Origin of the sequence: Pseudomonas hygromyciniae (assembly GCF_016925675.1) — a bacterium.
In the GTDB taxonomy this organism is placed as follows: Bacteria; Pseudomonadota; Gammaproteobacteria; order Pseudomonadales; family Pseudomonadaceae; genus Aquipseudomonas; species Aquipseudomonas hygromyciniae.
In genome coordinates, this window is record NZ_CP070506.1 from 1,409,464 (window position 1) to 1,434,936 (window position 25,473).

Below are 25,473 nucleotides of genomic sequence, written 5' to 3' on the forward strand. Positions count from 1 at the left end.
GTGTGGCTACCAGATATTTCGGTTGTTTGGCAACTCATTGATTTGTAAAGAATAGAGGGCGCGGTGCGGGGTGCGACAATTAGGGCGAGGGGGCTGAAACGGCTGTATGAAATTTCGTAATGACGCCGAAAATGACGATTGGAGGGCATACCCAAGGCGCCCCTGCCAGGAGGTGCTGGCAGGGCAATGACTTGCCAGGAAGGCTCAGTCCAGCAGAGCTTATGGCTCTTCGGCCTTGAGATCCTTTTCGATCTTTTGGATTTCCTGGGCAAACGCCTGGTCGAGCAGACTGGCTCGTTTGCGCCATGGTTTGCGCTCCGGCTCCGGTTGGGCGGCGTAGGTGGTGACTTCCCCGCCGTAAACATCCTTGTAACGTTGCTCCTGGCGCTCAAGTTCTGCGCGCAGTTCGTCTTTCGTCACATTGTTACCTAATTGAGTTGAGTTTAATTCCGGTGAAGCGCGATATCAGGAAGAGGCTTACGATCGACCACTTCTGTATTGCACGCGGCCACGGCACCGGGGAAGTACAGCTGTCGTAGCAACAGTTTTCTTTTTCAGGACTGGGTACTTGCGACCAAGGCCTGGATACGGCAATGGCTGGGTTCAGCGGGATCGACGATCGCGCGTCCAGCCAACTCCAGATTGTTACAGAGCGCATTATAGCGGCGCATTTGAATAAGACTATCGTCAACAAGTTAAAAAGCGTCAACTTGGCCAGATAAGAGGGCAGTTCAATAGTGTCGAGCACTTGGCGCCACTTGCCTAATAATCGGTATGTGACAGTTGAAAGTAAAATTGGCACTAATTAAATCAACGCGCGCTGCGCCTGATCCATTCAGTCAGCAAATTGCGATTATCGAATGATCGTCCGATAATCGCCCAATGTTGGCGCCCCTGCCTTGTACATCCGCTGCCCGGCGGCTTGTAATGGCGGTTGAAAACAAGAGAAAGGACCTGAAATGAACGATCAATTGCGCAACTCCTTTGCCTCAGTGGCGCCGCCGATCGTCGCGTCACCGGCCAAGCGCATCCAGGCGTTTACCGGCGACCCGGATTTCATGACCTCCCTGGCACGCGGGCTGGCCGTGGTGCAGGCGTTCCAGGAGCGCAAGCGCCACCTGACCATCGCGCAGATCAGCCATCGCACAGAAATCCCCCGCGCTGCCGTCAGGCGTTGCCTGCATACCTTGATCAAGCTCGGCTACGCCACCACCGACGGGCGCACCTATTCCCTGCTACCCAAGGTCCTGACCCTGGGGCATGCCTACCTGTCTTCCACGCCCCTGGCGGTTTCTGCCCAGCCCTACTTGGACCGCATGAGCGAGCAGCTTCACGAAGCCTGCAACATGGCGACCCTGGAAGGCGACGACATCCTCTACATCGCCCGCTCCGCCACGACCCAGCGCCTGATCTCGGTGGATCTGTCGGTCGGTGGCCGGTTGCCGGCCTATTGCACCTCTATGGGCCGGATCCTGCTGGCCGCCCTGGATGATGCGTCGCTGCAGGACTACCTCGATCACGCCGATCTGCAAGTCAAGACCAGCCGCACCCTGACCACGCCCCAAGACTTGCTTGAATGCCTGCAACAAGTGCGGCAACAGGGCTGGTGCATCGTTGATCAGGAACTGGAGCAGGGCCTGCGCTCCATTGCCGTGCCGGTGTATGACGCGTCTGGCCAGGTGTTGGCCGCGCTCAATGTCAGCACTCACGCCGGCCGGGTCAGCCGTAGCGAGCTGGAGCAACGCTTCCTGCCGAGCATGCTTAGCGCCAGCCAGGAGCTGAGTGCCCAGTTGTTTGCTTAAGCTGTTCGGTGACCGCACAGATCCCGGTTTGATGAATTGACGGTGTTTCCCTTGGCTTATTAATGTCGCGGCAGCGTGATTGACCGCGATGGCGTGCCGCCACAGGTCTGGTTTCGCTCCAATAATATTGACGACTCGCCGTCGTCCGCCCGCCATCGGTGTGGAAATAAAAATAATGAATCAGCCTTCGCCTTCTGTTGGTACATGTCTGGACGTGCAGTCCTTTATCAATGCGCAACCTTTGTCCCGCTATCAATGGCGGGTGGTGATCCTGTGTTTCCTGATTGTCTTTCTCGATGGCCTGGATACTGCGGCCATGGGCTTTATTGCGCCGGCGCTGTCCCAGGATTGGGGGATCGACCGTGCCAGCCTCGGCCCGGTGATGAGTGCGGCGTTGATTGGCATGGTGTTTGGCGCCTTGGGCTCCGGGCCCTTGGCCGACCGGTTCGGGCGCAAGGTGGTGCTGGTGGGCGCCGTGCTGGTGTTCGGCGCCTTCAGCCTGGCCTCGGCCTACAGCACCGACGTTGATCAGCTACTGGTGTTGCGGTTCCTGACCGGCCTGGGCCTGGGCGCAGGTATGCCGAACGCGACGACATTGCTGTCTGAATACACCCCGGAGCGCCACAAGTCGTTGCTGGTGACCAGCATGTTCTGTGGTTTCAACCTGGGCATGGCCGGTGGCGGGTTTATCTCGGCCAAGCTGATCCCGATGTTCGGCTGGCATAGCCTGCTGCTGATCGGCGGCATCCTGCCATTGATCCTGGTGGGTGTGCTGCTGCTGTGGCTGCCGGAATCGGCGCGCTACCTGGTGGTGCGCAATCGCGGCACCGACAAAGTGCGCAAGGCCCTGGCGCCCATCGACCCGGTCACCGTCGCCCAGGCCGCCAGCTTCAGTGTCCCGGAACAGAAAACTGTCAAGGCGCGCAATGTATTCGCGGTGATCTTCTCTGGCACCTACAGCGCCGGCACCCTGTTGCTGTGGCTCACGTACTTCATGGGCCTGGTGATTGTGTACCTGCTGACCAGTTGGTTGCCGACCCTGATGCGAGACAGCGGTGCCAGCATGGAACAGGCGGCGTTCATTGGCGCGTTGTTCCAGTTTGGTGGCGTACTCAGCGCCGTGGGCGTGGGCTGGGCCATGGACCGGTTCAATCCGCACAAGGTCATCGGCACTTTCTACCTGTTGGCGGGGGTGTTTGCCTACGCCGTGGGCCAGAGCCTGGGCAATATCACCCTCCTGGCCACCCTGGTGTTGATCGCCGGGATGTGTGTCAACGGTGCGCAATCGGCCATGCCTTCGCTGGCTGCGCGGTTTTACCCGACCCAGGGCCGCGCCACTGGGGTCTCGTGGATGCTGGGGATTGGCCGTTTTGGCGCGATCCTCGGCGCGTGGATGGGCGCCACGTTGTTGGGGTTGGGTTGGAACTTCGAGCAGGTGCTGACGGCGTTGGTAATTCCGGCCGCGTTGGCCACCACCGCGGTGCTGATCAAAGGCCTGGTCAGCCATGCGGATGCCACCTGAGATTTAAAGCCGGCACGCTTCAAAAATGTGGGAGCGGGCTTGCTCGCGAAGGCGGCGGCTCAGGACAAAATGTGTTGACTGACACACCGCCTTCGCGAGCAAGCCCGCTCCCACATGTACGGTGTTTACATTGAATCCAGGGGTGTTTGGAGGAATGTTAGCTAGGCAACAATTCGTTCGATTATCGAACACTTAGTCGATTATCGGATTGTTTGGCCTCTGACCCCAGCTTACTCTTCAAGCACTTCGGCGCTGTCTCCAGCGCCTTTTTCGACCTACATCGGGAGCCCAACCCCATGGCTGAAATCCTTTCGCTGGCTGATGCGGTAAAGCAGTTCGTCAATGACGGCGATACCGTCGCGCTCGAAGGCTTTACCCACCTGATCCCTACAGCGGCAGGTCATGAAATCATTCGTCAGGGCAAGAAAGACCTGACGCTGGTACGCATGACGCCCGACCTGATCTACGACCAACTGATCGGGGCCGGCTGTGCGCGCAAGTTGATTTTCTCCTGGGGCGGCAACCCTGGCGTGGGCTCCCTGCATCGCCTGCGGGACGCGGTCGAGAAGCAATGGCCGCAACCGTTGGAGATCGAAGAACACAGCCATGCGGACCTGGCCAACGCCTACGTGGCCGGCGCTTCCGGCCTGCCGTTCGCGGTGCTGCGGGCCTATGCCGGTTCCGACCTGCCCAAGGTCAATCCGTTGATCAAGACCGTGACCTGCCCCTTCACGGGCGAAGTGCTGGCGGCGGTGCCGTCGGTGCGCCCGGACATCACCGTGATCCATGCGCAAAAGGCCGACCGCAAGGGCAACGTGCTGTTGTGGGGGATTCTTGGGGTGCAGAAAGAGGCCGCGCTGGCGGCCAAGCGTTGCATCGTCACCGTCGAAGAAATCGTCGATGACCTCAACGCGCCGATGAACGCCTGCGTGCTGCCGACCTGGGCGCTGACCGCAGTGTGCCATGTGCCGGGCGGCGCGCATCCGTCCTACGCCCACGGTTACACCGAACGCGACAATCGCTTCTATCAAGCCTGGGACCCGATCGCTCGGGATCGTGGGACGTTTACCGCCTGGATCGATGAATACATCCATGGCACCGCCGACTTCAGTCAATTCCAGGCCAAGCTGGCTGCTGCCCAGGAGGCCAAGCAATGACTTACTCGACCAATGAAATGATGACCGTCGCCGCCGCGCGTCGGCTTAAGAACGGCTCGGTCTGCTTCGTCGGTATCGGCCTGCCGTCCAAGGCCGCCAACCTGGCCCGCCTGACGTCTTCGCCGGATGTGGTGTTGATCTACGAGTCCGGCCCGATTGGCGCCAAACCCTCGGTACTGCCGCTATCCATTGGCGACGGCGAACTGGCGGAAACCGCCGACACTGTGGTGCCCACCGGTGAGATTTTTCGCTACTGGCTGCAAGGCGGGCGCATTGACGTCGGCTTTCTAGGCGCGGCCCAGGTCGACCGTTTCGGCAATATCAACACCACCGTGGTCGGTGACTATCATCAGCCCAAGGTGCGCCTGCCGGGCGCCGGTGGCGCGCCGGAAATCGCCGGTTCCGCCAAGAGCGTGCTGATCATCCTCAAACAGTCGTCCCGTTCGTTTGTCGACAAGCTGGACTTCATTACCTCGGTCGGTCATGGCGAAGGCGGCGATTCGCGCAAGCGCCTCGGCCTGCCAGGCGCAGGCCCGGTAGGGATTATTACCGACCTGTGCATCATGGAACCGGAGAAGGGCACCCACGAATTTGTGGTCACCGCCTTGCATCCCGGTGTGACCCGCGAGCAAGTGATTGCCGCCACCGGCTGGGCGATCCGTTTTGCCGACCAGGTCAGCACCAGCGCCGAACCTACCGAAATCGAACTGAACGCCTTGCGCGACCTTGAAGCCCGTACCGCCGCCGCCCATGGCCAAACCCCAGGAGAAGCCTGATGCGCGACGTGTTTATCTGTGATGCCATCCGCACCCCCATCGGCCGCTTCGGCGGTGGCTTGTCCACGGTGCGCGCCGATGACCTGGCGGCCCTGCCGATCAAGGCCCTGATGGCGCGCAACCCATCGGTGGACTGGACCGCAGTCGACGAAGTGTTCCTCGGCTGCGCCAACCAGGCCGGCGAAGACAACCGCAACGTGGCGCGCATGGCTGCGCTGCTGGCCGGCCTGGCGCCGAGCATCCCTGGCGTCACGCTCAACCGCCTGTGCGCTTCGGGCATGGACGCCATCGGCACCGCGTTCCGCGCCATCGCCAGTGGCGAAATGGAACTGGCCATTGCCGGTGGCGTCGAGTCGATGTCCCGTGCGCCCTTCGTGATGGGCAAGGCCGACGCCGCGTTCTCGCGCAACATGAAGCTGGAAGACACCACCATTGGCTGGCGTTTTATCAACCCGTTGATGAAGGCCCAGTACGGCGTCGATGCCATGCCGCAGACGGCTGACAATGTGGCCGATGAGTACAACGTTTCCCGTGCCGACCAGGACGCCTTCGCCTTGCGCAGCCAGCAACGCACTGCCGCTGCCCAGGCCGCCGGATTCTTCGCGCAAGAAATCGTGCCGGTGCGGGTCGCCCATAAAAAAGGCGAGATTCTGGTGGAGCACGACGAGCATCCACGCGCCGACACCAGCCTCGAAGCCCTGGCCAAGCTCAAACCAGTCAATGGCCCGGACAAGACTGTCACCGCCGGCAACGCCTCCGGGGTCAACGACGGCGCTGCGGCCTTGATTCTGGCCAGTGCCGAAGCCGTGAAAAAGCACGGCCTGACCGCCCGCGCCCGGGTGTTGGGCATGGCCAGCGCCGGGGTCGAACCCCGTGTGATGGGCATCGGCCCGGTGCCTGCGGTGCGCAAGCTGGTCGAGCGCCTGGGCCTGGCTGTCAGCGACTTTGATGTGATCGAACTCAACGAAGCCTTCGCCAGCCAAGGCTTGGCGGTGCTGCGTGAATTGGGCCTGGCGGACGATGCGCCGCAGGTCAATCCCAACGGTGGCGCGATTGCCTTGGGCCATCCGCTGGGCATGAGCGGTGCGCGCCTGGTGTTGACCGCGCTGCATCAACTGGAAAAAACCGGCGGCAGCAAAGGCCTGGCGACCATGTGTGTTGGCGTCGGCCAAGGCCTGGCCCTGGCGATCGAACGCGTTTGAGACTGACAAGAATAAAGAGGATGACTTCATGAGTGACAAGCCCGGATACCGGCGCCCGCAAGCGGGTACTCAGCCTGATTACCTGCACCCGGCGTACCAGTCGACGAACCTGCGTTCGCCGTCCCAGCCGTTGGTGTTTCTGCCCCATTCGCTGTCGGAAATCACCGGCCCGACCATCGGCGCCGAGCGCATTGCCGAGAAAGACAATGACCTGACGGCCCAGCACGATGGCGAGCCGCAAGGCGAACGCATCATCATTCACGGCCGGGTCCTGGACGAAAACGGCCTGCCAGTGGCGGGCATATTGGTCGAGATCTGGCAGGCCAACGCTGCCGGGCGCTACAACCACAAGCGCGACTTGCACGATGCGCCCCTGGACCCGAACTTTACCGGCACTGGCCGCACCGTTACCGATGCCGATGGCTGGTACCAGTTCCAGACCATCAAGCCCGGCGCCTATCCGTGGGGTAATCATCACAACGCCTGGCGTCCGGCGCACATTCACTTCTCGCTGTTCGGGCCCAGTGTGCTGACGCGCTTGGTGACCCAGATGTACTTTCCCGGCGACCCGCTGCTGGCCTATGACCCGATCTACAACTGCGTGCCCGACACGTCGGCCAAGGAACGCCTGATCGCCAGTTTCGACCTGGAAAAGACCGTGCCGCACTACGCCCTCGGCTACCGCTGGGACATCGTCCTGCGCGGCCGCGACGCCACGCCGATGGAGAAATGACATGACCCTTAACGCAACCACGTCCCACACCGTCGGGCCGTACTATCACATCGGCCTGACCTGGCTGAACCGCGAAGACCTGGCCAATGCTGGCACCCTCGGCGAGCGCGTGGCGATCACCGGGCAGGTGGTGGATGGCAATGGCGATGTGGTCAACGATGCGATGCTGGAAGTCTGGCAGGCCAATGCCGCCGGTAAATATGACCACCCCGAAGATGACCAGGCCAAAGCCCTGGACCCCAATTTCGAAGGCTTTGGCCGAGTGCCGGTGGATGGTGAAGGGCGTTTCCGTTTCAGCACCATCAAGCCGGGCAGCGTACCGGGTCTCAAGGGCACGACCCAGGCGCCGCATTTGGTGGTGTTGGTTTTTGCCCGTGGTTTGGTGAAGCACTTGCTGACGCGGATTTATTTCGATGGCGAGGCGGCCAATGGCGATGACCCTTTGCTGGCGTGTGTGCCGGCAGAGCGGCGGCGGACCTTGGTGGCCAAGGCGGATGCGTCGGGGGTTTATCAGTGGAACGTGGTGCTTCAGGGGACAGATGAAGAAACGGTGTTCTTCGATTACTGAGTTGGCTTGAAATTTATCGCGAGCAAGCCCGCTCCCACAGGGTGGCCGCGTTCCAATGTTGGAGCGGGCTTGCTCGCGAAGAGGCCCTTATCGGTAATACATATTCCAAGGTCTGCTTGCGGAACGAGGTTGTTGCAAAGTATGTCTAGACTCTAACCCGTTCCCTACGAGTGAAAACAACATGACAACCAATACCAGTCACTACACTGGAGAAGAACGCAGCAAACGGATTTTTGCGATTGTCGGGGCCTCCTCCGGCAACCTGGTCGAATGGTTCGACTTCTACGTCTACGCCTTCTGCGCCATCTACTTCGCCCCAGCGTTTTTCCCCTCCGACGACCCCACGGTGCAATTGCTCAACACCGCCGGTGTGTTCGCCGCAGGCTTTCTGATGCGCCCCATCGGTGGCTGGCTGTTTGGCCGGGTCGCCGACAAACACGGGCGCAAGAACTCGATGATGATCTCGGTGCTGATGATGTGCGCCGGCTCCCTGGTCATTGCGTTTCTGCCCACCTATAAAGACATCGGCGCCTGGGCACCGGCGCTGTTGCTGATGGCGCGTTTGTTCCAGGGCCTGTCGGTGGGCGGCGAGTACGGCACCACGGCAACCTACATGAGCGAAGTCGCGCTCAAGGGCCAGCGCGGCTTCTTCGCCTCGTTCCAATACGTGACCCTGATCGGCGGGCAACTGCTGGCGGTGTCGGTGGTGGTGATCCTGCAACAACTGCTCACCGAAGATGAACTGCGGGCCTGGGGCTGGCGCATTCCGTTTGTGATCGGTGCGGTGGCGGCGGTGATTTCGCTGTTGCTGCGCCGCTCCCTGAAAGAAACCACCAGCAAGGAAATGCGTGACAACAAGGACGCCGGCAGCATTGCCGCGCTGTTCCGTGATCACAAGGCCGCGTTTATCACCGTGCTCGGCTACACCGCCGGCGGCTCGTTGATTTTCTACACCTTTACCACCTACATGCAGAAGTACCTGGTGAATACCGCCGGCATGCACGCCAAGACCGCCAGCTACATCATGACCGGCGCGCTGTTCCTCTATATGTGCATGCAGCCGCTATTCGGCATGCTCTCGGACAAGATCGGTCGCCGTAACTCGATGCTCTGGTTCGGTGCCCTCGGCACCCTGTGCACGGTGCCGATCCTGCTGACCCTGAAAACCGTGACCAGCCCGTTCCTGGCCTTTGTATTGATCACCCTGGCGCTGGCGATTGTGAGTTTCTACACCTCCATCAGCGGTCTGGTGAAAGCCGAGATGTTCCCGCCACAAGTACGCGCCCTCGGTGTAGGCCTGGCCTATGCGGTGGCCAATGCGATCTTTGGTGGTTCGGCCGAATACGTGGCATTGGGCCTGAAGTCCATCGGCCTGGAAAACACCTTCTACTGGTACGTGACCGGCATGATGGCCATCGCGTTTCTGTTCAGCCTGCGCCTGCCGAAACAGGCTGAGTACTTGCACCACGATCTGTAAGGGATGAGTTATGACACTGCGCACGAGCAACCAATTGTTCGACGCTTACTTCACCGCCGATAGCATGGTCGAGGTGTTCTGTGACCAAGGACGCTTGCAGGGCATGCTGGATTTTGAAGCCGCATTGGCCCGGGCGCAGGCCCGGGTCGGGTTGATCCCAGCGGCAGCTGTGGCGCCGATTGCCCAGGCCTGCCTGGCCTCGTTGTACGACGTGGATGCCCTTGGCATAGCGATCGCCACGGCGGGCAACTCGGCGATTCCGTTGGTGAAGGCCCTGGGCAAGTTGATTGCCAGTGAAGATGCCGGTGCCGAGCGCTATGTGCATCTGGGCGCCACCAGCCAGGATGTGATGGACACCGGCCTGGTACTGCAATTGCGGCAGGCGTTGGCGCTGATTGAGACGGACCTTGCCCGGCTCGGCGCGGTGCTCGCCGCCCAGGCGCAGCGTTATGCCGACGTGCCATTGGCCGGGCGTACCTGGTTGCAACACGCCACGCCGGTCACCCTGGGGATGAAAATTGCCGGTTGGCTGGGGGCGGTGACCCGCAATCGCCAGCGCCTGGCAGAGTTGAAGCCGCGCCTGCTGGTACTGCAATTCGGCGGCGCGTCCGGCACCCTGGCCGCCCTGGGCGAACAGGCGATGCCGGTGGCGCACGCCCTGGCGGCAGAGTTGCAACTGACGCTGCCCGAGCAGCCCTGGCATACCCAGCGCGATCGCCTGGTGGAATTCGCCAGCGTCCTGGGCCTGATCGCCGGCAGCCTCGGCAAGCTCGGTCGGGATATCAGCCTGTTGATGCAAACCGAAGCGGCGGAAGTGTTCGAGCCGTCGGCACCGGGTAAAGGCGGATCCTCTACCATGCCGCACAAACGCAACCCAGTGGGCGCCGCTGTACTGATCAGTGCGGCCACCCGTGTGCCTGGCCTGGTATCGACGATGTTCAGCGCCATGCCCCAGGAACACGAACGCAGCCTGGGCCTGTGGCATGCCGAGTGGGAGACCTTGCCCGAAATCTGCCGCCTGGTGTCCGGTGCCTTGCAGCAAGCGCTACTGGTAAGCGAAGGCCTGGAAGTCGATGCGCAGCGCATGGGCAAGAATCTCGACCTGACCCAAGGTCTGGTCCTGGCCGAAGCGGTGAGCATCGTGCTCGCTCAGCGCCTGGGCCGTGAAACCGCCCACCATCTGTTGGAGCAATGTTGCAAACGCGCCGTGGCAGAGCAGCGCCATTTGCGTGCGGTGCTGGCCGATGAGGCGCAAGTCACTGCCCAATTGTCGGCTGGCGAACTCGATCGTCTGCTCGATCCGGCCCACTACCTGGGGCAGGCCCAGACCTGGGTTAGCCGTGCAGTGGCCGGACACTTTGCATTTTCTGCCTGAGGAGGCTGCTGTGGGATCTGTACAACTCGCCGATGGCGAACTGAATTACCAACTCGAAGGCCCCGAAGGTGCGGCGGTACTGGTGCTGTCAAACTCTTTGGGCACTGACCTGCACATGTGGGACACGCAGATGCCGGCCTTCACCGAGCATTTTCGGGTGCTGCGCCTGGACACCCGTGGCCACGGCAAATCCCTGGTCACCGACGGCCCCTACAGCATCGAACAGCTGGGGCGGGATGTGCTGGCGCTGCTGGACACGCTGCAGATCGACCGCGTGCACTTTTGCGGCCTGTCCATGGGTGGCCTGATTGGCCAGTGGCTGGGCATCAACGCCGGCGAACGCTTGCGCAAACTGGTGGTATGCAACACGGCAGCGAAGATCGGTACCCCGGATATCTGGAACCCTCGTATAGAAATGGTCTTGCGCGATGGCGCGGCGGCGATGGTGGCATTGCGTGATGCGTCGATTGCTCGCTGGTTCACCGCTGATTTTGCCCAGGCGCATCCCGAGCAGGCCAAGCGCATTACCGACATGCTGGCAGCCACCGATCCCGCAGGCTATGCCGCCAACTGTGGCGCGGTGCGCGATGCCGATTTGCGTGATCAGGTGTCGTCGATCACTGTGCCGACCCTGGTGATCGCCGGTACCGAAGACGCGGTGACACCGCCGTCTGGCAGCCACTTTATCCAGGAGCAGGTGCGGGGGGCCGAGTACGCCGAATTCTACGCGGCACACCTGTCCAACGTACAAGCCGGCGCTGCGTTCAGCGATCGGGTGCTGGCTTTTTTGTTAGCTGATTGATGAGTTGTGGCTTTGGTTGTGGTTGTGGTTGTGGCGAGCGGGCTTGCCCCGCGCTGGGCTGCGCAGCAGCCCCCAAAAAAACCAGAGTTGCATCAGATAGGACTGGGACGCAGGTTTTAGGGCTGCTACGCAGCCCAGCGCGGGGCAAGCCCGCTCGCCACAGCAAGCCCGCTTCTCACGGCAGGGCCGCACCAATATAGGAGAATTTTGTGGACGAGAAACAACGTTATGCCGATGGTCTCAAAGTCCGTCGTGAAGTGCTGGGCGATGCCCATGTCGATCGCAGTCTCAATGCCCTGACCGAGTTCAACAGCGAGTTCCAGGAAATGATCACCCGCCACGCCTGGGGTGATATCTGGACCCGCCCCGGCTTGCCTCGGCACACCCGCAGTCTGATCACCATCGCCATGCTGATCGGCATGAACCGCAACGAAGAGCTCAAACTGCACTTGCGCGCCGCTGCCAGCAACGGCGTGACCCGCGCCGAGATCAAGGAAGTGCTGATGCAGAGCGCGATCTACTGTGGGATACCGGCGGCCAATGCGACGTTCCACCTGGCGGAGTCGGTGTGGGATGAGTTGGGGGTTGAGTCGCGCGGTTAATGGCGGCTTCTCCCCCTCATGCATTGTTCAGGGTGGTTGATTATTGCTCACTCATAGTGAGAGTAAGATTTGCGCAGGGGAAAGCCCATTTCTTCACGCAGCGCATTTTCGGTAAAGGTTTTGGGGTTAGTTGTCGTGGGGGGAGTGGAGCGGTCGTTGTCAAAGTCGAAGGCCGGTGCATCGGTCTCCAGTCCAACGGCTTGTCGCTCTAAGTTGCGCTCTGGAGCCTCTAGATCAGGTCTACTGGTTATGCCCGGTAATAAAGTGCCATTTGCGCCGTTATAGGCATGTGCCATTTCATGGTAGAAATCGACTATCGGCGGTACCAGGGTAGGCGGAAACAGGATGCTGGGAGTGTGGTTTATCGTTGCGCTGGTCGCTACCGAACCCTTGGTATTGTCGTGGATGAAACCTACCTGGGCGGACTCGCTGATATCGTCATAGTCCTTCAGCTGTTTGTCGGTTTCTCTTGTAAACGCGTTGGCGAAATAATAGCTAGGGGCCATCAAGGTTTCTTTGATCGTGACCGGAGCGCCATTACGCTCGGCGGCCTGGTCTAACTCGGTGAGCATCTTCTGCGCAGTCGGCGAGTTTCTGAAAAGTTCAAGATCATCTTCTGTACGCTGTCGGAACTTATCTGAGCCCTCGATATTCAAGCCCTTATTGCCGGCATCGCTTATTGTGACTTGTCTTAATGTAGAGCCGGGAACCCGGCAGACACGATCACCGGCATCGGCATAGACTTTGTCGCGCGCATCGTTTGAAAAGACGGTATCCCGGCCCCGTCCGGTATAAAACGTGGTGGGCCCTCTTCCGTACATAAAGTCCTGGCCGCGGCCACCATGCATCACGTTAAAGGGGCTTTCGCTGATCATGAAGTCGTCGCCTTCGCCACCGTCCATGTAGCTGAATGTACCTTTGCTCCCAGGGCCAGAAAACATCTGGTCTCTGCCGGCATTTCCATACATCACGGATTTACCGGTCCCGCCTTTCATTTTGTCATCGCCACTGTTGCCTTCGGCATAACCGGCCCCGCTGCCCAGGGTGATGTCATCATCTCCAGCCCCGCCATAGACTGCAGTCAAACCACTGGCAAGGGCTTCAATCTGGTCATTGCCTCTGCCACCTTCAATGGTGATGGATACGGTGACGCTGGGATCAACCTTGATTTTATCATTGCCGCCTTTGGATTTTATGTGCAGTTCTTCAGGGTAGTCTTCATGGTTGTTGAGCTTTAAAGTGTAGTAAGTGCCATTGACTTGCAAACTGATTTCGTTGGCCGAGGGTTGGCTGACTTTTATAGTGTCCGCTTTGTCTCCGGTTTCGATCTGAAGTACGTTGTTGATGTTGCTATAGCTATCCTCCTTTTCAATTCTCCACGAGGATTTATGGACGACTTTTATATTGTTATCGCTAAAGAGTGGGGCCGAGTTTGTGTAGTTTGGGTATTTCTCGACGTAATGCTGCTCGGGTAAGAGTTTTGACTTTGATGTAAAGCGGACGTTTGCTTCTTGGATGTGGGGGCTTTGAATCACGGTAACGGCGGGTGTGGTTTTTTGGCCGGAAGTTTCCGCGAGTTGGGTAGAACGGAGGGCGCTGGGAAATGTTGAAACAGGTAAGCTCATCATTACAAACTCTCGCTAGGACGTAAGCATTTTGAGAGTCGGTGGTAGGTTGCTTGGTAAACGTTCCTGAGGAAAGTAATACCGGTTTTTTAAGTGACTGAGGTATCAAGCTCAAAAACTTCGACAGACACTCATTGTCGAGGTCTGTTTTGTTTCTGGTTCAAGAGCCTCATTGGGCGTCCGCGTCCCACACCCAATTCCACATACCGGGCAACTGCACCACCTCGTGGAGGTCTTTTACCGTGCGGGCCAGGGCGCCACGTTCCAGCGCCGAGCGGTCGCTGTAGAAAGGTTCAGCGGCAGTTTTCAAGCCATTGGCCTGGGCGCTGTCCATCAGGATCTGCAGGTATTCGTGCAGGTGCCTGGCGGTGTAGCGGTTAATGTCGTGAAAGGTCACCACTACCGGAATCACCCCGTCCACGGTCGGCAATTGGCCCAGGGCAATGCGTTCGCGCACCAGCGACAGTTGCCGCAGCAGGTTGGCGCGGCGCTGGGGGCTGGCGTTGAAGCCCCAGATCTTGCCGTCATTGGCGCTCAGGTCGGTCAGCAGAATGTGCATGCCGTGGCGCTGGTACGCGGCGAAGGTGCGTCGGTCGTAGTTCCAGAAGGGGGGACGGACCAGATTGGGGGGCGCGCCGGTGATCGAGGCAATGCTGGCGGCGCCCTGGTTCAGGGTCTGTTCCAGGTCCGTGTCGTTGAGCAGGCGATGGTTGCTGTGCCAGCGCGTGGCAGTGTGAAACGCCAGGATATGGCCAGCAGCGTGCTCACGCACCATGGTTTTGCGCCCGCGTGGGCTACCGCCGGCGCGCCAGGCGTCGGTCTGTAAAAAGAAGATGGCCTTGATCCCCGGTTGCACGGGGTTGTCGGCCAGGTCCTGAATCACCGAACGGCTGGGGTTGGCGTAGCCCGAGGCACTGGGGCCATCATCGAAGGTCAGCAAAAAGCGGATTGGTGCCTGGGTTTGCAGACGTTGTTCGGTCAGTGGCGTCAACCCTACGGGTGCGCCGATGCAGCCGCTGAGGCAAAGTGCCAGGGCGAACAGGGCGGTAGCGAGGGCGGCGGGCTTCATGGTGTGTGCGGGCTCAAATAAAGGCCGCTGCTGAGTGGGATCAGCAGCGGCAGGCGCGCACCATACAGCAAGATTGTCGCCGGTTTACAGCAGACTTATCGGGTAACTGACGATCAACCGGTTCTCATCAAACTCATTGTTGCTGTAGTCCCGACGCATGCTGGAATTGCGCCAGCGCAGGGTAAGGTTTTTCAGGCTGCCGCTTTGCACGGTGTAGCCGACTTCGCTTTCCCGGCCCCATTCCTTGCCGTCGCTGACGGTGGCGGTATGCACGTTGCTGCCGCTGATGTAGCGGTTCATCAGGGTCAGCCCCGGCACGCCGAGCGCGGCGAAGTTGTAGTCATGGCGCACTTGCCAGGATTTTTCCTCGGCGTTGTCATAGCTGGCATTGAAGCTGTCGTTGGCCAGGGTGCCGCCGCTGGTGCCATTGACCCGCATCCACGGGCTGTTACCGCTGAGTTTTTGCAGGCCGACGTAGAAGGTGTTGCCGCCGTACTTGGCCGAGAACAGGCCGGACCAGGTCTTGTTGTCCAACTCGCCGGCCCGGGCGCTGCCGTCATCCTTGCCGTAGAAGAAACCCAGGTTGGCGCCCAGGGTCCAGTCGCCCACGGGCTGGCTGTGGATCAGGTTGAGGTATTGCTGGCGGTAGATGTCCTTGAGTTGGGCATTCCACACGCCGACCTGGGTTCGCTTGTCGTTGAACGCGTATTCGGCGCCCAGGAAGTTGAAGCGATCCGAGGTAAACGCGGTTTTTCCGAACATCGACATGTCGGTCATGCTGCTGTCATCACGCGGGCTGTTGGCGCGGAACTGGCCGCCATACAGGCTCAGGCCGTCGATCTCTTTGGAGGTGATCTGCCCGCCGCGCAGGGTTTGCGGCAGGGAGCGGCCGTCGTCCGAACGCAGGATCGGCAACACCGGCATCCACTCGCCGACTTTCAACTCGGTCTTGGACAGCCGCGCCTTGAACGCTACCCCCAGGCGACCGAAGTTGTCCGCCGGTTTGCCGTCGTGATCCAGGGGCAGCAGTTGCGTACCACCCGAGCCGCCGCCGCCGTCGAGCTTTTGCGAGTACATGCCCAGCACGTCCACGCCAAAACCCACGGTGCCCTGGGTGAACCCGGACTTGGCGTCGAGGATGAAGCTCTGCGTCCACTCCTGCGCACCGCCCTGGGTCTTGGTCGGGTTGGTGAAATTGCGGTTGAAGAAGAAGTTGCGCAGGTTGAGGTTGGCACTGGCGTCTTCAAGAAAGCCGTGCTCCTCGGCGACAGCGGGAAGGGCAAGGCTGGCGACAGCGGTAGCCAGCAATAGCCGGCGAGGGTGCAAAGTGCTCATGGCGTAGGACCTGTTGTTATTGGTGGTTTTCAGGTGCGGGCCATGGTGCGTGGCGTTGCCGGGGCGATTCAATTGGGGGCAGGGCGGGTTTTGGGCGGTGATCGAACGGAACTGTACGCCCATGAAAAAAGCCCACCAAAAGGTGGGCTTCGTGTGTCGCTACGCCGATCAGAACAACTTGAGCTTCGGCGCTTCTTCTTTCACGGGTTCATTCTTCGCCGTCTGTTCGTTCCAACCGCCACCGAGGGCCTTGTACAAGGTCACTTCGCTGGTCAGTTGGGCCAGGCGATCGGTGATCAGCGTTTGCTGGGCAGCGAACAGCTGGCGCTGGGCGTCGAGGAAGGTCAGGTTGCTGTCGACACCAATGCGGTAGCGACGTTCGGCCAGACGGTAGTAGTCCTGGTTGGCCTCGACGAAGTCACGCTGGGCCTGCAACTGTTGGTTGTAGGTCGCACGTGCCGCCAGGCCGTCGGAGACTTCCTGGAACGCGGTCTGGATCGACTTCTCGTAGGTCGCAACGTTGATCTCTTTCTGGATCTTCGAGTAGTCCAGGCTTGCGCGCAGGCTACCGGCGTTGAAGATCGGGATGTTGATCTGCGGCGCGAACGACCAGGTGCCCGAGCCGCCCTTGAACAGGCCGCCGAGGTCCGGGCTCAACGTACCGGCATTGGCGGTCAGGCTGATGCTCGGGAAGAACGCAGCCCGTGCCGCGCCGATATTGGCGTTGGCCGCCTTGAGGTTGTGCTCGGCCTGCAGGATGTCGGGACGACGTTGCAGCAGGTCTGAAGGCAGGCCTGCCGGTACTTCGCTCAACAGGTCGTCGGACAGCGGCTGGGTGGCAAGATTCGCCGGCAGGCCGGTGCCCAGCAGCAGGGTCAGGTTGTTTTCGTCCTGGGCCACTTGGCGGGTGTAGCGGGCCAGTTGCACACGGGCGCTTTCAACCGAGGTGCGCGCCTGGCTCAAGTCCAGGGCCGAGGCCACGCCGACTTCGTTGCTGCGCGAGGTGAGCTTGAAGCTCTGCTCGTAGGCGGCCAGGGTGTCCTGGGTCAGCTTGAGCAGCTCCTTGTCCGCTTGCCAGGTCAGGTAGGCATTGGCCACGCTGGCCACCAGGCTGATCTGCGTGCTGCGGCGCGCTTCTTCGGTAGCGAAGTATTTCTGCAACGCTTCTTCGCTCAGGCTGCGCACCCGGCCGAACAGGTCCAGCTCGTAGGCGTTGATCCCGAGGGTCGCCGAGTAGGAGCTGGTGATGTTCGATTCGCCGGTTTGCGAGGCCCGTGCCGGAGTGCGCTGACGGCTGCCGCTGCCATTGGCGCCGACGGCCGGGAACAGGTCGGCACGCTGGATGCGGTACTGCGCGGCGAAGGCGTCGATGTTCAGCGCGGCGACGCGCAGGTCACGGTTGTTGACCAGTGCGACCTGGATCAGCTGTTGCAGGGCAGGGTCGTGGAAAAACTGCTTCCAGCCCTGTTCGGCAGCGGCCTGGCTCGGTGCCTGGGCCGACGAATACGCCGGCCCCTGAGGGAACTGGGCGGCAACCGGCGCTTCAGGCTGCTGATAATCTGGGATCAGCGAGCAGCCACTGAGCACGAATGCCGTGACTGCCAGGGAGAGTAGCGACTTGCGCATTAGCCAGCCTCTTTAGGAGTTTGCGGTGTATCGGACTTGTCAGTTTTTTTCCGGCTGCCAATGGCAGACACGGTCACGAAGAACAGTGGCACCCAGAAGATCGCCAGGACGGTAGCGGTGATCATACCGCCAATTACCCCGGTACCGATTGCGTGTTGGCTGCCTGAACCTGCGCCCGAGGAGATCGCCAGCGGCAGTACGCCGAGGACGAACGCCATGGACGTCATGATGATCGGACGCAGACGCATGCGGGACGCCTCGATGGCCGCCTCGACGATGCCCTTGCCCTGCTCATGCAGCTCCTTGGCGAACTCCACGATCAGGATGGCGTTCTTCGAGGCCAGGCCCACCGTCACCAACAACCCCACCTGGAAGAACACGTCGTTGGACAGTCCTCGCAGGCTGGTCGCCATCAGTGCACCGATCACACCCAGCGGTACTACCAACACCACCGCAATCGGGATCGACCAGCTTTCGTACAGCGCCGCCAGGCAGAGGAACACTACCAGCAACGACAGGGCGTACAGCGCAGGTGCCTGGGAGCCGGACAAGCGTTCTTCATAGGACAGACCGGTCCAGGCATAGCCCACACCCGCAGGCAGTTGCTTGGCGATACGCTCGACTTCTGCCATCGCGTCACCGGTGCTGTAGCCCGGCGCCGGAGTGCCGAGGACTTCCATGGCCGCTACGCCGTTGTACCGCGACAGTTTCGGCGAACCGAAGATCCAGTTGCCGGAGGCAATGGCGGATAACGGCACCATTTTTCCGTCGTTGGCGCGCACGTACCATTTGTTCAGGTCTTCCGGGGACATCCGGCCAGCGGCATCGCCCTGGATATAGACCTTCTTCACCCGACCACGGTCGATGAAGTCGTTGATGTAGCTGCCACCCAGGGCAATCGCCAGGGTCTGGTTGATGCTCGACAGGCTGATGCCCTGGGCGCTGGCCTTCTCGTCGTCGATGGTCAACTCATACTGCGGCTCATCGTTCACACCGTTTGGACGTACGCCAGCAAGGATCTTGCTTTGGGCCGCCATGCCGAGGAACTGGTTACGTGCGTTCATCAATGCATCGTGACCCACACCGCCCTGATCCTGCAGGAACACGTCGAAGCCCGTTGCGTTACCCAGCTCCAGTACCGAAGGTGGCACGATGGCAAACACCATGGCGTCCTTGAAGGTCTGGGAGAAGTATCCCTGGGCCCGCTTGGCCACCTCGAATACCGACATCGAGGCATCCCGCTCGCTCCATGGCTTGAGCATGACGAATGCCAGGCCCGAGCTTTGGCCACGACCGGCAAAGTTGAAGCCGTTTACGGTAAATACCGATTGCACGGCCTTGCCTTCACCGGGCTCACCTTCCTTGTTGTTCAACAGGAAGGCACGCATGTCGTCGATAACGGTCTGGGTGCGCTCGGCCGAAGAACCCACCGGCGTCTGCACCTGGGCGAAGATCACACCCTGGTCTTCCTCGGGCAGGAACGCGCTCGGAATACGGGTGAACAGCCAGATCATGCCGGCGAAGATGATCAGGTACACCAGGAACGAAGGCGCCTTGTGCTTGATCATGTTGCCCACGCCACGCTCGTAGCTCAGAACGCCACGGTCGAAGGTGCGGTTGAACCAGCCGAAGAATCCACGCTTGGGTTGCCCGTGTTTCTCAGGGTCGATCGGCTTGAGCATGGTGGCGCACAAGGCCGGGGTGAAGATCAGTGCAACCAGTACCGACAGGGCCATCGCCGACACAATGGTGATGGAGAACTGTTTATAGATCACACCCGTGGAGCCGCCAAAGAACGCCATCGGCAGCAGTACCGCCGACAGTACCAGGGCAATACCCACCAGGGCGCCCTGGATCTGGCTCATGGACTTGACCGTCGCCTCCTTGGGCGACAGGTGTTCCTCGGCCATCACCCGCTCGACGTTTTCTACCACCACGATCGCATCGTCCACCAGCAAGCCGATGGCCAGGATCATGCCGAACATGGTCAAGGTGTTGATGGTGAAACCGAAGGCCGCGAGGATGCCGAACGTACCCAGCAAGACCACCGGTACTGTCATGGTGGTGATGATGGTGGCGCGAAAGTTCTGCAAGAACAGGTACATCACCAGGAACACCAGGATGATCGCCTCGACCAGGGTATCGACTACCCCGGAAATCGATTCGGTCACCACGGGGGTGGTGTCATACGGAACCACGGCTTTCATGCCCGGCGGGAAGAACGGCTCCAGAGACGCCACCGTGGCGCGGATGGCCTTGGCGGTGTCCAGGGCATTGGCGCCCGATGCCAGTTTGATCGCCATGCCGGAAGCCGGCTTGCCGTTGAACTGGGCGCTGATGCTGTAGTTCTGGCCACCCAGCTCGACACGGGCGACATCACCCAGGCGCACTTGGGAACCGTCGCTGTTCACGCGCAGGAGGATCTTTTCAAACTGCTCGGCAGTTTGCAGGCGGGTCTTGCCGATGATGGTGGCGTTCAACTGCGTGCCGGGCAGGGCTGGCAGGCCGCCCAGTTGGCCGGTGGCCACCTGTACGTTTTGTGCCTGCACGGCGGTGCTGACATCCACTGGGGTCATCTTGTAGTTGTTCAACTTGGCCGGGTCCAGCCAGATACGCATGGCGTACTGGGAACCGAAGACCTGGAAGTCACCGACGCCAGAGGTCCGAGAAATCGGGTCCTGGATGTTGGAAACGATGTAGTTGGACAGGTCATCCTTGGTCATGGTGCCGTCTTCGGACACCAAACCGATCACCATCAGGAAGTTCTTCACCGACTTGGTTACGCGGATCCCCTGCTGCTGCACTTCTTGAGGCAGCAATGGGGTCGCCAGGTTCAGCTTGTTCTGCACCTGGACCTGGGCGATGTCGGGGTTGGTACCCTGGTTGAACGTCGCGGTGATGGTCATGCTGCCGTCGGAGTTACTGTCCGAGGCCACATAACGCAGGTTGTCGATACCATTGAGCTGCTGCTCGATCACCTGCACCACGGTGTCCTGCACGGTTTGTGCGGATGCGCCTGGGTAGGTCACCTGGATATCAATGGCGGTTGGTGCGATGGCCGGGTATTGGTTGATGGGCAACTTCAGGATCGACAGTGCCCCGACCAGCATGATTACCAGGGCGATTACCCAGGCAAAAATGGGACGGTCGATAAAAAATTTCGACATGTATTACTCCCCTTTGCCAGCGGCGGCAGGAGCAGTACCGGCGGGCTTGGCGTTGGTGGCTTCCTTGGCTTGAACCGTGATTCCCGGCTTGATGAACTGCAAGCCTTCGGTGATCACACGGTCACCGGCATTCAGGCCCTTTTCCACCAGCCAGTAGGCACCGGCGGTACGGTTGGCCACCAGCACGCGCTGTTCAACCTTGTTGTCGGCAGTCACCACCAGCGCCGTCGGGATACCCTTGATGTCGCGGGTCACACCCTGTTGAGGGGCGAGGATTGCCTTGCTGTTCACACCGGCCTGCAATTGCGCGTGGACAAACATGCCCGGCAGCAGGGTGTGGTCAGGGTTGGGGAACACGGCGCGCAGGGTGACCGAACCGGTGGTCTGGTCGACCGACACTTCGGAGAACTCCAGGCGCCCTTGCTGGCTGTATTCGCTGCCGTCTTCCAGGGTCAGCTTGACCATGGCCGCGTTCTCACCGGCTTTTTGCAGTTGGCCGCTTTCCAGGTCGCGACGCAGTTTCAGCATCTCGGTGGACGATTGCGTGACGTCGACGTAGATCGGGTCCAATTGCTGGATCACCGCCATGGCATCGGCCTGGCCATTGCTGACCAGTGCGCCTTCGGTGACCGAGGAACGGCCGATACGCCCGGAGATTGGGGCGAACACCTTGGTGTAGCGCACGTTGATCTGAGCGCTCTGCAGGTTGGCTTCCGAGGTCATGCGGTTGGACACGGCGGTGTCGTATTCCTGGCGGCTGACGGCCTGTTCGTTGACCAACTGCTTGTAGCGGTCGGCAATCGACTTGGTCTGCTGCAGGCTGGCCTGGGCGCTTTTGAGGGTGGCCTCATAGACCGACGGATCGATCTGATAGAGCTGCTGGCCTTCCTTGACGTCGCCGCCTTCCTTGAACAGGCGCTTGAGAATGATGCCGTTAACCTGCGGGCGGACTTCCGCGATGCGGAACGCAGTGGTGCGGCCCGGCAATTCGGAGGTCAGGGTATAGGCTTGAGGTTGAATAGTGACCACGCCGACCTGAGGGGTTTGAGCGGGCGGTGCCGCCTCTTCCTTTTTACATCCGCTGAGCAGCGATGCCAGGGCGACGGCAGTGACCAGAGCGGTAACAGCTGGCTTAAGTTGCATGAAGATCCTCGGGTCAGGCGCGCTTGATGCGCACAAGAAGTGTGGAAGGGTAAAAAACAGGCACTGAGTGGATAAGTAGCTTGCTACGCAATATACTTACGTTCATGGTTGTTTGTAAACTCTTGACAGGCTTCGCGGATTCCTTACAAGGCAGCGCTGAAAGCCTCGATTCTATTACGTTCGGCGCCCATGAAGGTGTCGTCCCATAATTATTCAGAAGGTGGTTAGCAGCCACCGCTCGTGTCCTGATTGAGGTGTTACTGCCATGGTTCGTCGTACCAAAGAGGAAGCTCAGGAAACGCGTAGCCAAATACTTGAAGCCGCCGAGCAAGCCTTTTATGAGCGCGGCGTTGCGCGTACCACGTTGGCAGATATCGCGGCCAGGGCAGGCGTGACGCGGGGCGCGATCTATTGGCACTTCAGCAATAAGTCGGACCTGTTGCAGGCACTGCTCGACACGCTGCACGAACCTCTGGACGAATTGGCCAGGGCCAGTGAAAGCGAGGATGAGGTAGATCCGCTGGGCTGTATGCGCAAGCTGCTGATTCATCTTTTTCATCAGGTGGCCCTGGACCCGAAGACTCGGCGCATTAATGAGATCCTGTTCCATAAGTGCGAATTTACCGATGAAATGTGCGACATGCGCCGTCAGCGCCAGACCCACAGCCTTGAGTGCAACCTGCGCATCGGCCTGACGCTGCGCAATGCAGTTCACCGCGGGCAGCTCCCGGAAAACCTCGACACTGCTCGTGGGGCGGTGTGCATACACGCTTATATCAATGGGCTTATTGGCCAGTGGCTACTGGTGCCTGACAGCTTCGAGCTGTATCAGCAGGCTGAGCGTCTGGTGGATATAGGGCTGGACATGCTGCGATTGAGCCCCGGCCTGCGCAATTGATACAAAATGCGTAATTACGTCCGTTTGTGTCAACAGTAAAGCCTAAGGACGGTCAATCGTCCTTCCGACTTATTTGTGGGGTGACTTTATATACGCGCTGGCGCCGGGTTGAAAGGTAGCCGGCTAAGTATTTTGTAGCGATATTGTTGCAGTGATGTGAAGGAGTGTTTCCTACAACGGATGGCTAACATAAAAAGCCCCGGCTCTCACGAACCGGGGCTTTTGCGTTTCTGCTTTTCTGTAGGAGCGAGCTTGCTCGCGAAGAACGTAAACGATAACGCAGTGAATCTGGTTTATTGCGGCGCCCTCAGGTTCTTCGCGAGCAAGCTCGCTCTTACAAGGGGAGGGTTGGGTAGTCGATATAGCCGACCGGGCCCTTGGTGTAGAAGGTGTCGGGGCGCGCTTCATTGAGCGGCGCATCGGCCTTGAGGCGCGCCGGCAGGTCCGGGTTGGCGATAAACGGCACGCCAAAGGCCACCGCATCCGCCTTGCCCGAAGCCAACCAGGCGTTGGCGCTGTCCTTGGTAAAGCGCTCGTTGGCGATGTACGGCCCACCGAACGCGGCTTTCAGTTGTGGGCCAAGGCTGTCGCCGGCTTCTTTCTCGCGGGCGCAGATAAAGGCAATGCCGCGCTTGCCCAGTTCACGGGCGACGTAGGTGAAGGTTTCTGCCAGGTTGTCATCGCCCATGTCATGGAGATCGGCCCGAGGCGACAAATGCATCCCCACGCGGCCAGCGCCCCAGACTTCGATCACTGCATCGGTCACTTCCAGCAGCAATCGTGCACGGTTTTCCAGGGAGCCGCCGTACTCATCAGTGCGCTGGTTGGTGCTGCTTTGCAGGAACTGGTCGAGCAGGTAACCGTTGGCGCCATGCACTTCCACGCCGTCAAAGCCGGCGGCCTTGGCGTTCTCGGCCCCCACGCGGTAGGCGTCGACGATATCCGCGATCTCTGCGGTTTCCAGGGCGCGTGGGGTCGGGTAGTCCGCCAGTGGCCGCACCAGGCTGACATGGCCTGCCGGTTGGATGGCGCTGGGTGCCACCGGGGCTTCGCCGTTCAGGTAGGACGGGTGGGAGATACGCCCTACGTGCCACAGTTGCAGGAAGATTTTGCCGCCTGCGTTATGCACAGCCTTGGTAATGTTGGTCCAGCCACGCACCTGGTCGTTGGACCAGATGCCGGGGGTGTCCGGGTAGCCCACGCCCATTGGCGTCACCGAGGTGGCTTCGCTGAGGATCAGCCCGGCGCAGGCCCGCTGCACGTAGTATTCAGCCATCAGCGCATTGGGTACGCGACCGGCATCGGCACGGCCGCGCGTCAGCGGCGCCATGATGATGCGGTTCGACAGTTGCACATCACCCAGTTTGATCGGATCGAAAATAGTCGTCATCGTAAACACTCGTCTGTTCTAAGTGATTAATGGGTAGCAGGGGCCAGGTCGGCATCGCCGCTCTGACGGAACGTAATCAGCGTGACCACCAGCGCCAGGATCGCCAGCACCGCAGCGGCCAACGGCACGCTGGTCAGGCCGAAACCGTGGGCAATCACGCTACCGCCAACCCAGGCGCCCAGCGCGTTGCCGATGTTGAAAGCGCCGATATTGAGGGTCGAGACCAGGTTGGGCGCGGCCTTGCCGAACGTCACCACGTTGATCTGCAGCGCCGGTACGGCGGCAAATGACGCGGTGGCCCAGAGGAACAGGGTAATTTCGGTGGGGATGATGGCGACGCTGGTCCAGGTCAATGCGGTGGACACCACGGCCATGCTGATAAACACGCCGATCAGGGTGGCCGCCAGGCGCTTGTCCGCCAGCTTGCCGCCGATGATATTGCCCACGGTCAGGCCCAGGCCGATCAGCAGCAGGGTCCAGGTCACGCCTTTGGGTGAGATACCGGTGACATCCCCCAGCAGCGGCGCGACATAGGTGAAGAGGGTGAACATCGAAGCGGCAAACAGCGCAGTCATGCTCAACGACAACCAGATGCCGGCGCCCTTGAGGGCCGCCAGTTCGGCGCGCATGTCGAGTTTTTCTTCATCACGCTTGGCCGGCAGGAAGCGGATCAGGCCGATCAGCGCAATTACACCAATCACCGTCACGGCCCAGAAGGTCGAGCGCCAGCCAGCTTCCTGGCCCAGCGCGGTGCCCAGGGGCACGCCGAGTACGTTGGCCAGGGTCAGGCCGGTAAACATCAGGGCCACCGCCGAAGCGCGCTTGTTGGCCGGCACCAGGTTGGCCGCCACTACCGAGCCGATCCCAAAGAACGCACCGTGGCACAGCGCGGTCACCACACGGGCAAACATCAGCACGTTGTAGTCACTGGCCAGGGCGCAGAGCAGATTGCCGATGATGAAAATGCCCATCAGCGCTACCAGAGCAGCCTTGCGCGGCAGCTTGGCGGTGGCCAGTGCCATGAAGGGCGCACCGATGGCCACGCCCAGGGCGTAGCCGGTCACCAGCCAGCCGGCGCCTGGAATCGACACACCGAGGTCGGCCGCCACATCGGGCAACAGGCCCATGATGACGAATTCGGTGGTGCCGATGGCGAAGGCGCTTAAGGCCAGTATGAGTAGCGAGAGAGGCATTGTGGGGTCCT

At 60.5% G+C, this 25,473-nt stretch carries 21 protein-coding genes; 12 read left to right on the forward strand and 9 right to left on the reverse strand.

What is annotated here, in order from left to right:
- Nucleotides 1-219: 219 nt before the first annotated feature.
- Nucleotides 220-420: a hypothetical protein gene (locus tag JTY93_RS06155; RefSeq protein ID WP_029297082.1), complete on the reverse strand. Its 201-nt coding sequence runs from the start codon at nucleotides 418-420 to the stop codon at nucleotides 220-222.
- Between the two features lie 539 nt (nucleotides 421-959).
- On the opposite strand from JTY93_RS06155, the gene pcaR reads away from it, so the two are divergent.
- The 11 genes from pcaR (at nucleotide 960) to pcaC (ending at nucleotide 12,016) form a co-directional block, all read left to right on the forward strand.
- Entirely contained in the window at nucleotides 960-1,802 is an 843-nt protein-coding gene (gene pcaR / locus JTY93_RS06160) for an IclR family transcriptional regulator (protein ID WP_205476234.1), read from the forward strand.
- A 175-nt stretch (nucleotides 1,803-1,977) separates the two neighbouring features.
- Nucleotides 1,978-3,324, forward strand: a complete 1,347-nt coding sequence (pcaK, locus tag JTY93_RS06165) for a 4-hydroxybenzoate transporter PcaK (protein ID WP_205476233.1) — start codon at nucleotides 1,978-1,980, stop codon at nucleotides 3,322-3,324.
- Nucleotides 3,325-3,620: 296 nt separating this feature from the next.
- The gene (locus JTY93_RS06170; protein ID WP_205476232.1) at nucleotides 3,621-4,481 is read left to right on the forward strand and encodes a CoA transferase subunit A; all 861 of its coding nucleotides are present in this window, start codon (nucleotides 3,621-3,623) and stop codon (nucleotides 4,479-4,481) included.
- Nucleotides 4,478-5,257 (forward strand): CoA-transferase subunit beta, encoded by a 780-nt coding sequence (locus tag JTY93_RS06175; protein ID WP_205476231.1) that lies wholly within the window; start codon nucleotides 4,478-4,480, stop codon nucleotides 5,255-5,257. Before JTY93_RS06170 ends, JTY93_RS06175 begins: the two co-directional genes overlap by 4 nt.
- Nucleotides 5,254-6,459 carry a 3-oxoadipyl-CoA thiolase gene (pcaF, locus tag JTY93_RS06180; protein WP_169999326.1) on the forward strand — a complete coding sequence of 402 codons (1,206 nt, stop codon included), beginning with the start codon at nucleotides 5,254-5,256 and terminating at the stop codon, nucleotides 6,457-6,459. Before JTY93_RS06175 ends, pcaF begins: the two co-directional genes overlap by 4 nt.
- Nucleotides 6,460-6,487: 28 nt before the next feature.
- Entirely contained in the window at nucleotides 6,488-7,192 is a 705-nt protein-coding gene (pcaH, locus tag JTY93_RS06185) for a protocatechuate 3,4-dioxygenase subunit beta (protein WP_205476230.1), read from the forward strand.
- 1 nt (nucleotide 7,193) lies between these two features.
- Nucleotides 7,194-7,760: a protocatechuate 3,4-dioxygenase subunit alpha gene (gene pcaG / locus JTY93_RS06190; RefSeq protein ID WP_169999314.1), complete on the forward strand. Its 567-nt coding sequence runs from the start codon at nucleotides 7,194-7,196 to the stop codon at nucleotides 7,758-7,760.
- A 181-nt stretch (nucleotides 7,761-7,941) separates the two neighbouring features.
- Nucleotides 7,942-9,237, forward strand: a complete 1,296-nt coding sequence (locus JTY93_RS06195) for an MFS family transporter (RefSeq protein WP_029297066.1) — start codon at nucleotides 7,942-7,944, stop codon at nucleotides 9,235-9,237.
- A gap of 10 nt (nucleotides 9,238-9,247) precedes the next feature.
- Nucleotides 9,248-10,612, forward strand: coding sequence for a 3-carboxy-cis,cis-muconate cycloisomerase (locus tag JTY93_RS06200; RefSeq protein ID WP_205476229.1), 1,365 nt, complete (start codon nucleotides 9,248-9,250; stop codon nucleotides 10,610-10,612).
- A 10-nt stretch (nucleotides 10,613-10,622) separates the two neighbouring features.
- The gene (pcaD, locus tag JTY93_RS06205; RefSeq protein ID WP_205476228.1) at nucleotides 10,623-11,414 is read left to right on the forward strand and encodes a 3-oxoadipate enol-lactonase; all 792 of its coding nucleotides are present in this window, start codon (nucleotides 10,623-10,625) and stop codon (nucleotides 11,412-11,414) included.
- A gap of 209 nt (nucleotides 11,415-11,623) precedes the next feature.
- Nucleotides 11,624-12,016, forward strand: a complete 393-nt coding sequence (gene pcaC / locus JTY93_RS06210; protein WP_029297061.1) for a 4-carboxymuconolactone decarboxylase — start codon at nucleotides 11,624-11,626, stop codon at nucleotides 12,014-12,016.
- A 47-nt stretch (nucleotides 12,017-12,063) separates the two neighbouring features.
- Here the strand turns inward: pcaC and JTY93_RS06215 are convergent, their stop codons facing one another.
- The 6 genes from JTY93_RS06215 to JTY93_RS06240 all read right to left on the reverse strand — a co-directional run bounded on the left by JTY93_RS06215 (nucleotide 12,064) and on the right by JTY93_RS06240 (nucleotide 21,981).
- Complete coding sequence (locus JTY93_RS06215; RefSeq protein WP_205476227.1) at nucleotides 12,064-13,644, reverse strand: M91 family zinc metallopeptidase; 1,581 nt, start codon at nucleotides 13,642-13,644, stop codon at nucleotides 12,064-12,066.
- Nucleotides 13,645-13,810: 166 nt separating this feature from the next.
- Nucleotides 13,811-14,710: a polysaccharide deacetylase family protein gene (locus tag JTY93_RS06220; RefSeq protein WP_205476226.1), complete on the reverse strand. Its 900-nt coding sequence runs from the start codon at nucleotides 14,708-14,710 to the stop codon at nucleotides 13,811-13,813.
- An 84-nt stretch (nucleotides 14,711-14,794) separates the two neighbouring features.
- The gene (locus JTY93_RS06225) at nucleotides 14,795-16,045 is read right to left on the reverse strand and encodes an OprD family porin (protein ID WP_205476225.1); all 1,251 of its coding nucleotides are present in this window, start codon (nucleotides 16,043-16,045) and stop codon (nucleotides 14,795-14,797) included.
- A 168-nt stretch (nucleotides 16,046-16,213) separates the two neighbouring features.
- Nucleotides 16,214-17,671 carry an AdeC/AdeK/OprM family multidrug efflux complex outer membrane factor gene (gene adeC, locus JTY93_RS06230; RefSeq protein WP_205476224.1) on the reverse strand — a complete coding sequence of 486 codons (1,458 nt, stop codon included), beginning with the start codon at nucleotides 17,669-17,671 and terminating at the stop codon, nucleotides 16,214-16,216.
- Entirely contained in the window at nucleotides 17,671-20,838 is a 3,168-nt protein-coding gene (locus JTY93_RS06235) for an efflux RND transporter permease subunit (RefSeq protein WP_205476223.1), read from the reverse strand. The genes adeC and JTY93_RS06235 overlap by 1 nt, the downstream gene beginning before the upstream one ends.
- A gap of 3 nt (nucleotides 20,839-20,841) precedes the next feature.
- Entirely contained in the window at nucleotides 20,842-21,981 is a 1,140-nt protein-coding gene (locus JTY93_RS06240; protein ID WP_205476222.1) for an efflux RND transporter periplasmic adaptor subunit, read from the reverse strand.
- Between the two features lie 265 nt (nucleotides 21,982-22,246).
- Between JTY93_RS06240 and JTY93_RS06245 the strand changes: the two genes are divergently transcribed.
- Nucleotides 22,247-22,879: a TetR family transcriptional regulator gene (locus JTY93_RS06245; RefSeq protein ID WP_029297045.1), complete on the forward strand. Its 633-nt coding sequence runs from the start codon at nucleotides 22,247-22,249 to the stop codon at nucleotides 22,877-22,879.
- Between the two features lie 334 nt (nucleotides 22,880-23,213).
- Here the strand turns inward: JTY93_RS06245 and JTY93_RS06250 are convergent, their stop codons facing one another.
- Both JTY93_RS06250 and JTY93_RS06255 read right to left on the reverse strand, forming a co-directional pair.
- On the reverse strand, nucleotides 23,214-24,269 hold the full coding sequence (locus tag JTY93_RS06250; RefSeq protein WP_205476221.1) for an alkene reductase: 1,056 nt from the start codon (nucleotides 24,267-24,269) through the stop codon (nucleotides 23,214-23,216).
- Between the two features lie 26 nt (nucleotides 24,270-24,295).
- The gene (locus tag JTY93_RS06255) at nucleotides 24,296-25,462 is read right to left on the reverse strand and encodes an MFS transporter (RefSeq protein WP_169999304.1); all 1,167 of its coding nucleotides are present in this window, start codon (nucleotides 25,460-25,462) and stop codon (nucleotides 24,296-24,298) included.
- Nucleotides 25,463-25,473: the final 11 nt, after the last annotated feature.

Excerpts from the sequence above, each read along its gene's own strand:
- pcaR (WP_205476234.1), top strand. The coding sequence starts at position 960 with ATGAACGATCAATTGCGCAACTCCTTTGCCTCAGTGGCGCCGCCGATC.
- pcaK (WP_205476233.1), top strand. The coding sequence starts at position 1,978 with ATGAATCAGCCTTCGCCTTCTGTTGGTACATGTCTGGACGTGCAGTCC.
- JTY93_RS06170 (WP_205476232.1), top strand. The coding sequence starts at position 3,621 with ATGGCTGAAATCCTTTCGCTGGCTGATGCGGTAAAGCAGTTCGTCAAT.
- JTY93_RS06175 (WP_205476231.1), top strand. The coding sequence starts at position 4,478 with ATGACTTACTCGACCAATGAAATGATGACCGTCGCCGCCGCGCGTCGG.
- pcaH (WP_205476230.1), top strand. The coding sequence starts at position 6,488 with ATGAGTGACAAGCCCGGATACCGGCGCCCGCAAGCGGGTACTCAGCCT.
- pcaG (WP_169999314.1), top strand. The coding sequence starts at position 7,194 with ATGACCCTTAACGCAACCACGTCCCACACCGTCGGGCCGTACTATCAC.
- JTY93_RS06195 (WP_029297066.1), top strand. The coding sequence starts at position 7,942 with ATGACAACCAATACCAGTCACTACACTGGAGAAGAACGCAGCAAACGG.
- JTY93_RS06200 (WP_205476229.1), top strand. The coding sequence starts at position 9,248 with ATGACACTGCGCACGAGCAACCAATTGTTCGACGCTTACTTCACCGCC.
- JTY93_RS06215 (WP_205476227.1), bottom strand. The coding sequence starts at position 13,644 with ATGATGAGCTTACCTGTTTCAACATTTCCCAGCGCCCTCCGTTCTACC.
- JTY93_RS06220 (WP_205476226.1), bottom strand. The coding sequence starts at position 14,710 with ATGAAGCCCGCCGCCCTCGCTACCGCCCTGTTCGCCCTGGCACTTTGC.
- JTY93_RS06225 (WP_205476225.1), bottom strand. The coding sequence starts at position 16,045 with ATGAGCACTTTGCACCCTCGCCGGCTATTGCTGGCTACCGCTGTCGCC.
- adeC (WP_205476224.1), bottom strand. The coding sequence starts at position 17,671 with ATGCGCAAGTCGCTACTCTCCCTGGCAGTCACGGCATTCGTGCTCAGT.
- JTY93_RS06235 (WP_205476223.1), bottom strand. The coding sequence starts at position 20,838 with ATGTCGAAATTTTTTATCGACCGTCCCATTTTTGCCTGGGTAATCGCC.
- JTY93_RS06240 (WP_205476222.1), bottom strand. The coding sequence starts at position 21,981 with ATGCAACTTAAGCCAGCTGTTACCGCTCTGGTCACTGCCGTCGCCCTG.
- JTY93_RS06245 (WP_029297045.1), top strand. The coding sequence starts at position 22,247 with ATGGTTCGTCGTACCAAAGAGGAAGCTCAGGAAACGCGTAGCCAAATA.
- JTY93_RS06250 (WP_205476221.1), bottom strand. The coding sequence starts at position 24,269 with ATGACGACTATTTTCGATCCGATCAAACTGGGTGATGTGCAACTGTCG.
- JTY93_RS06255 (WP_169999304.1), bottom strand. The coding sequence starts at position 25,462 with ATGCCTCTCTCGCTACTCATACTGGCCTTAAGCGCCTTCGCCATCGGC.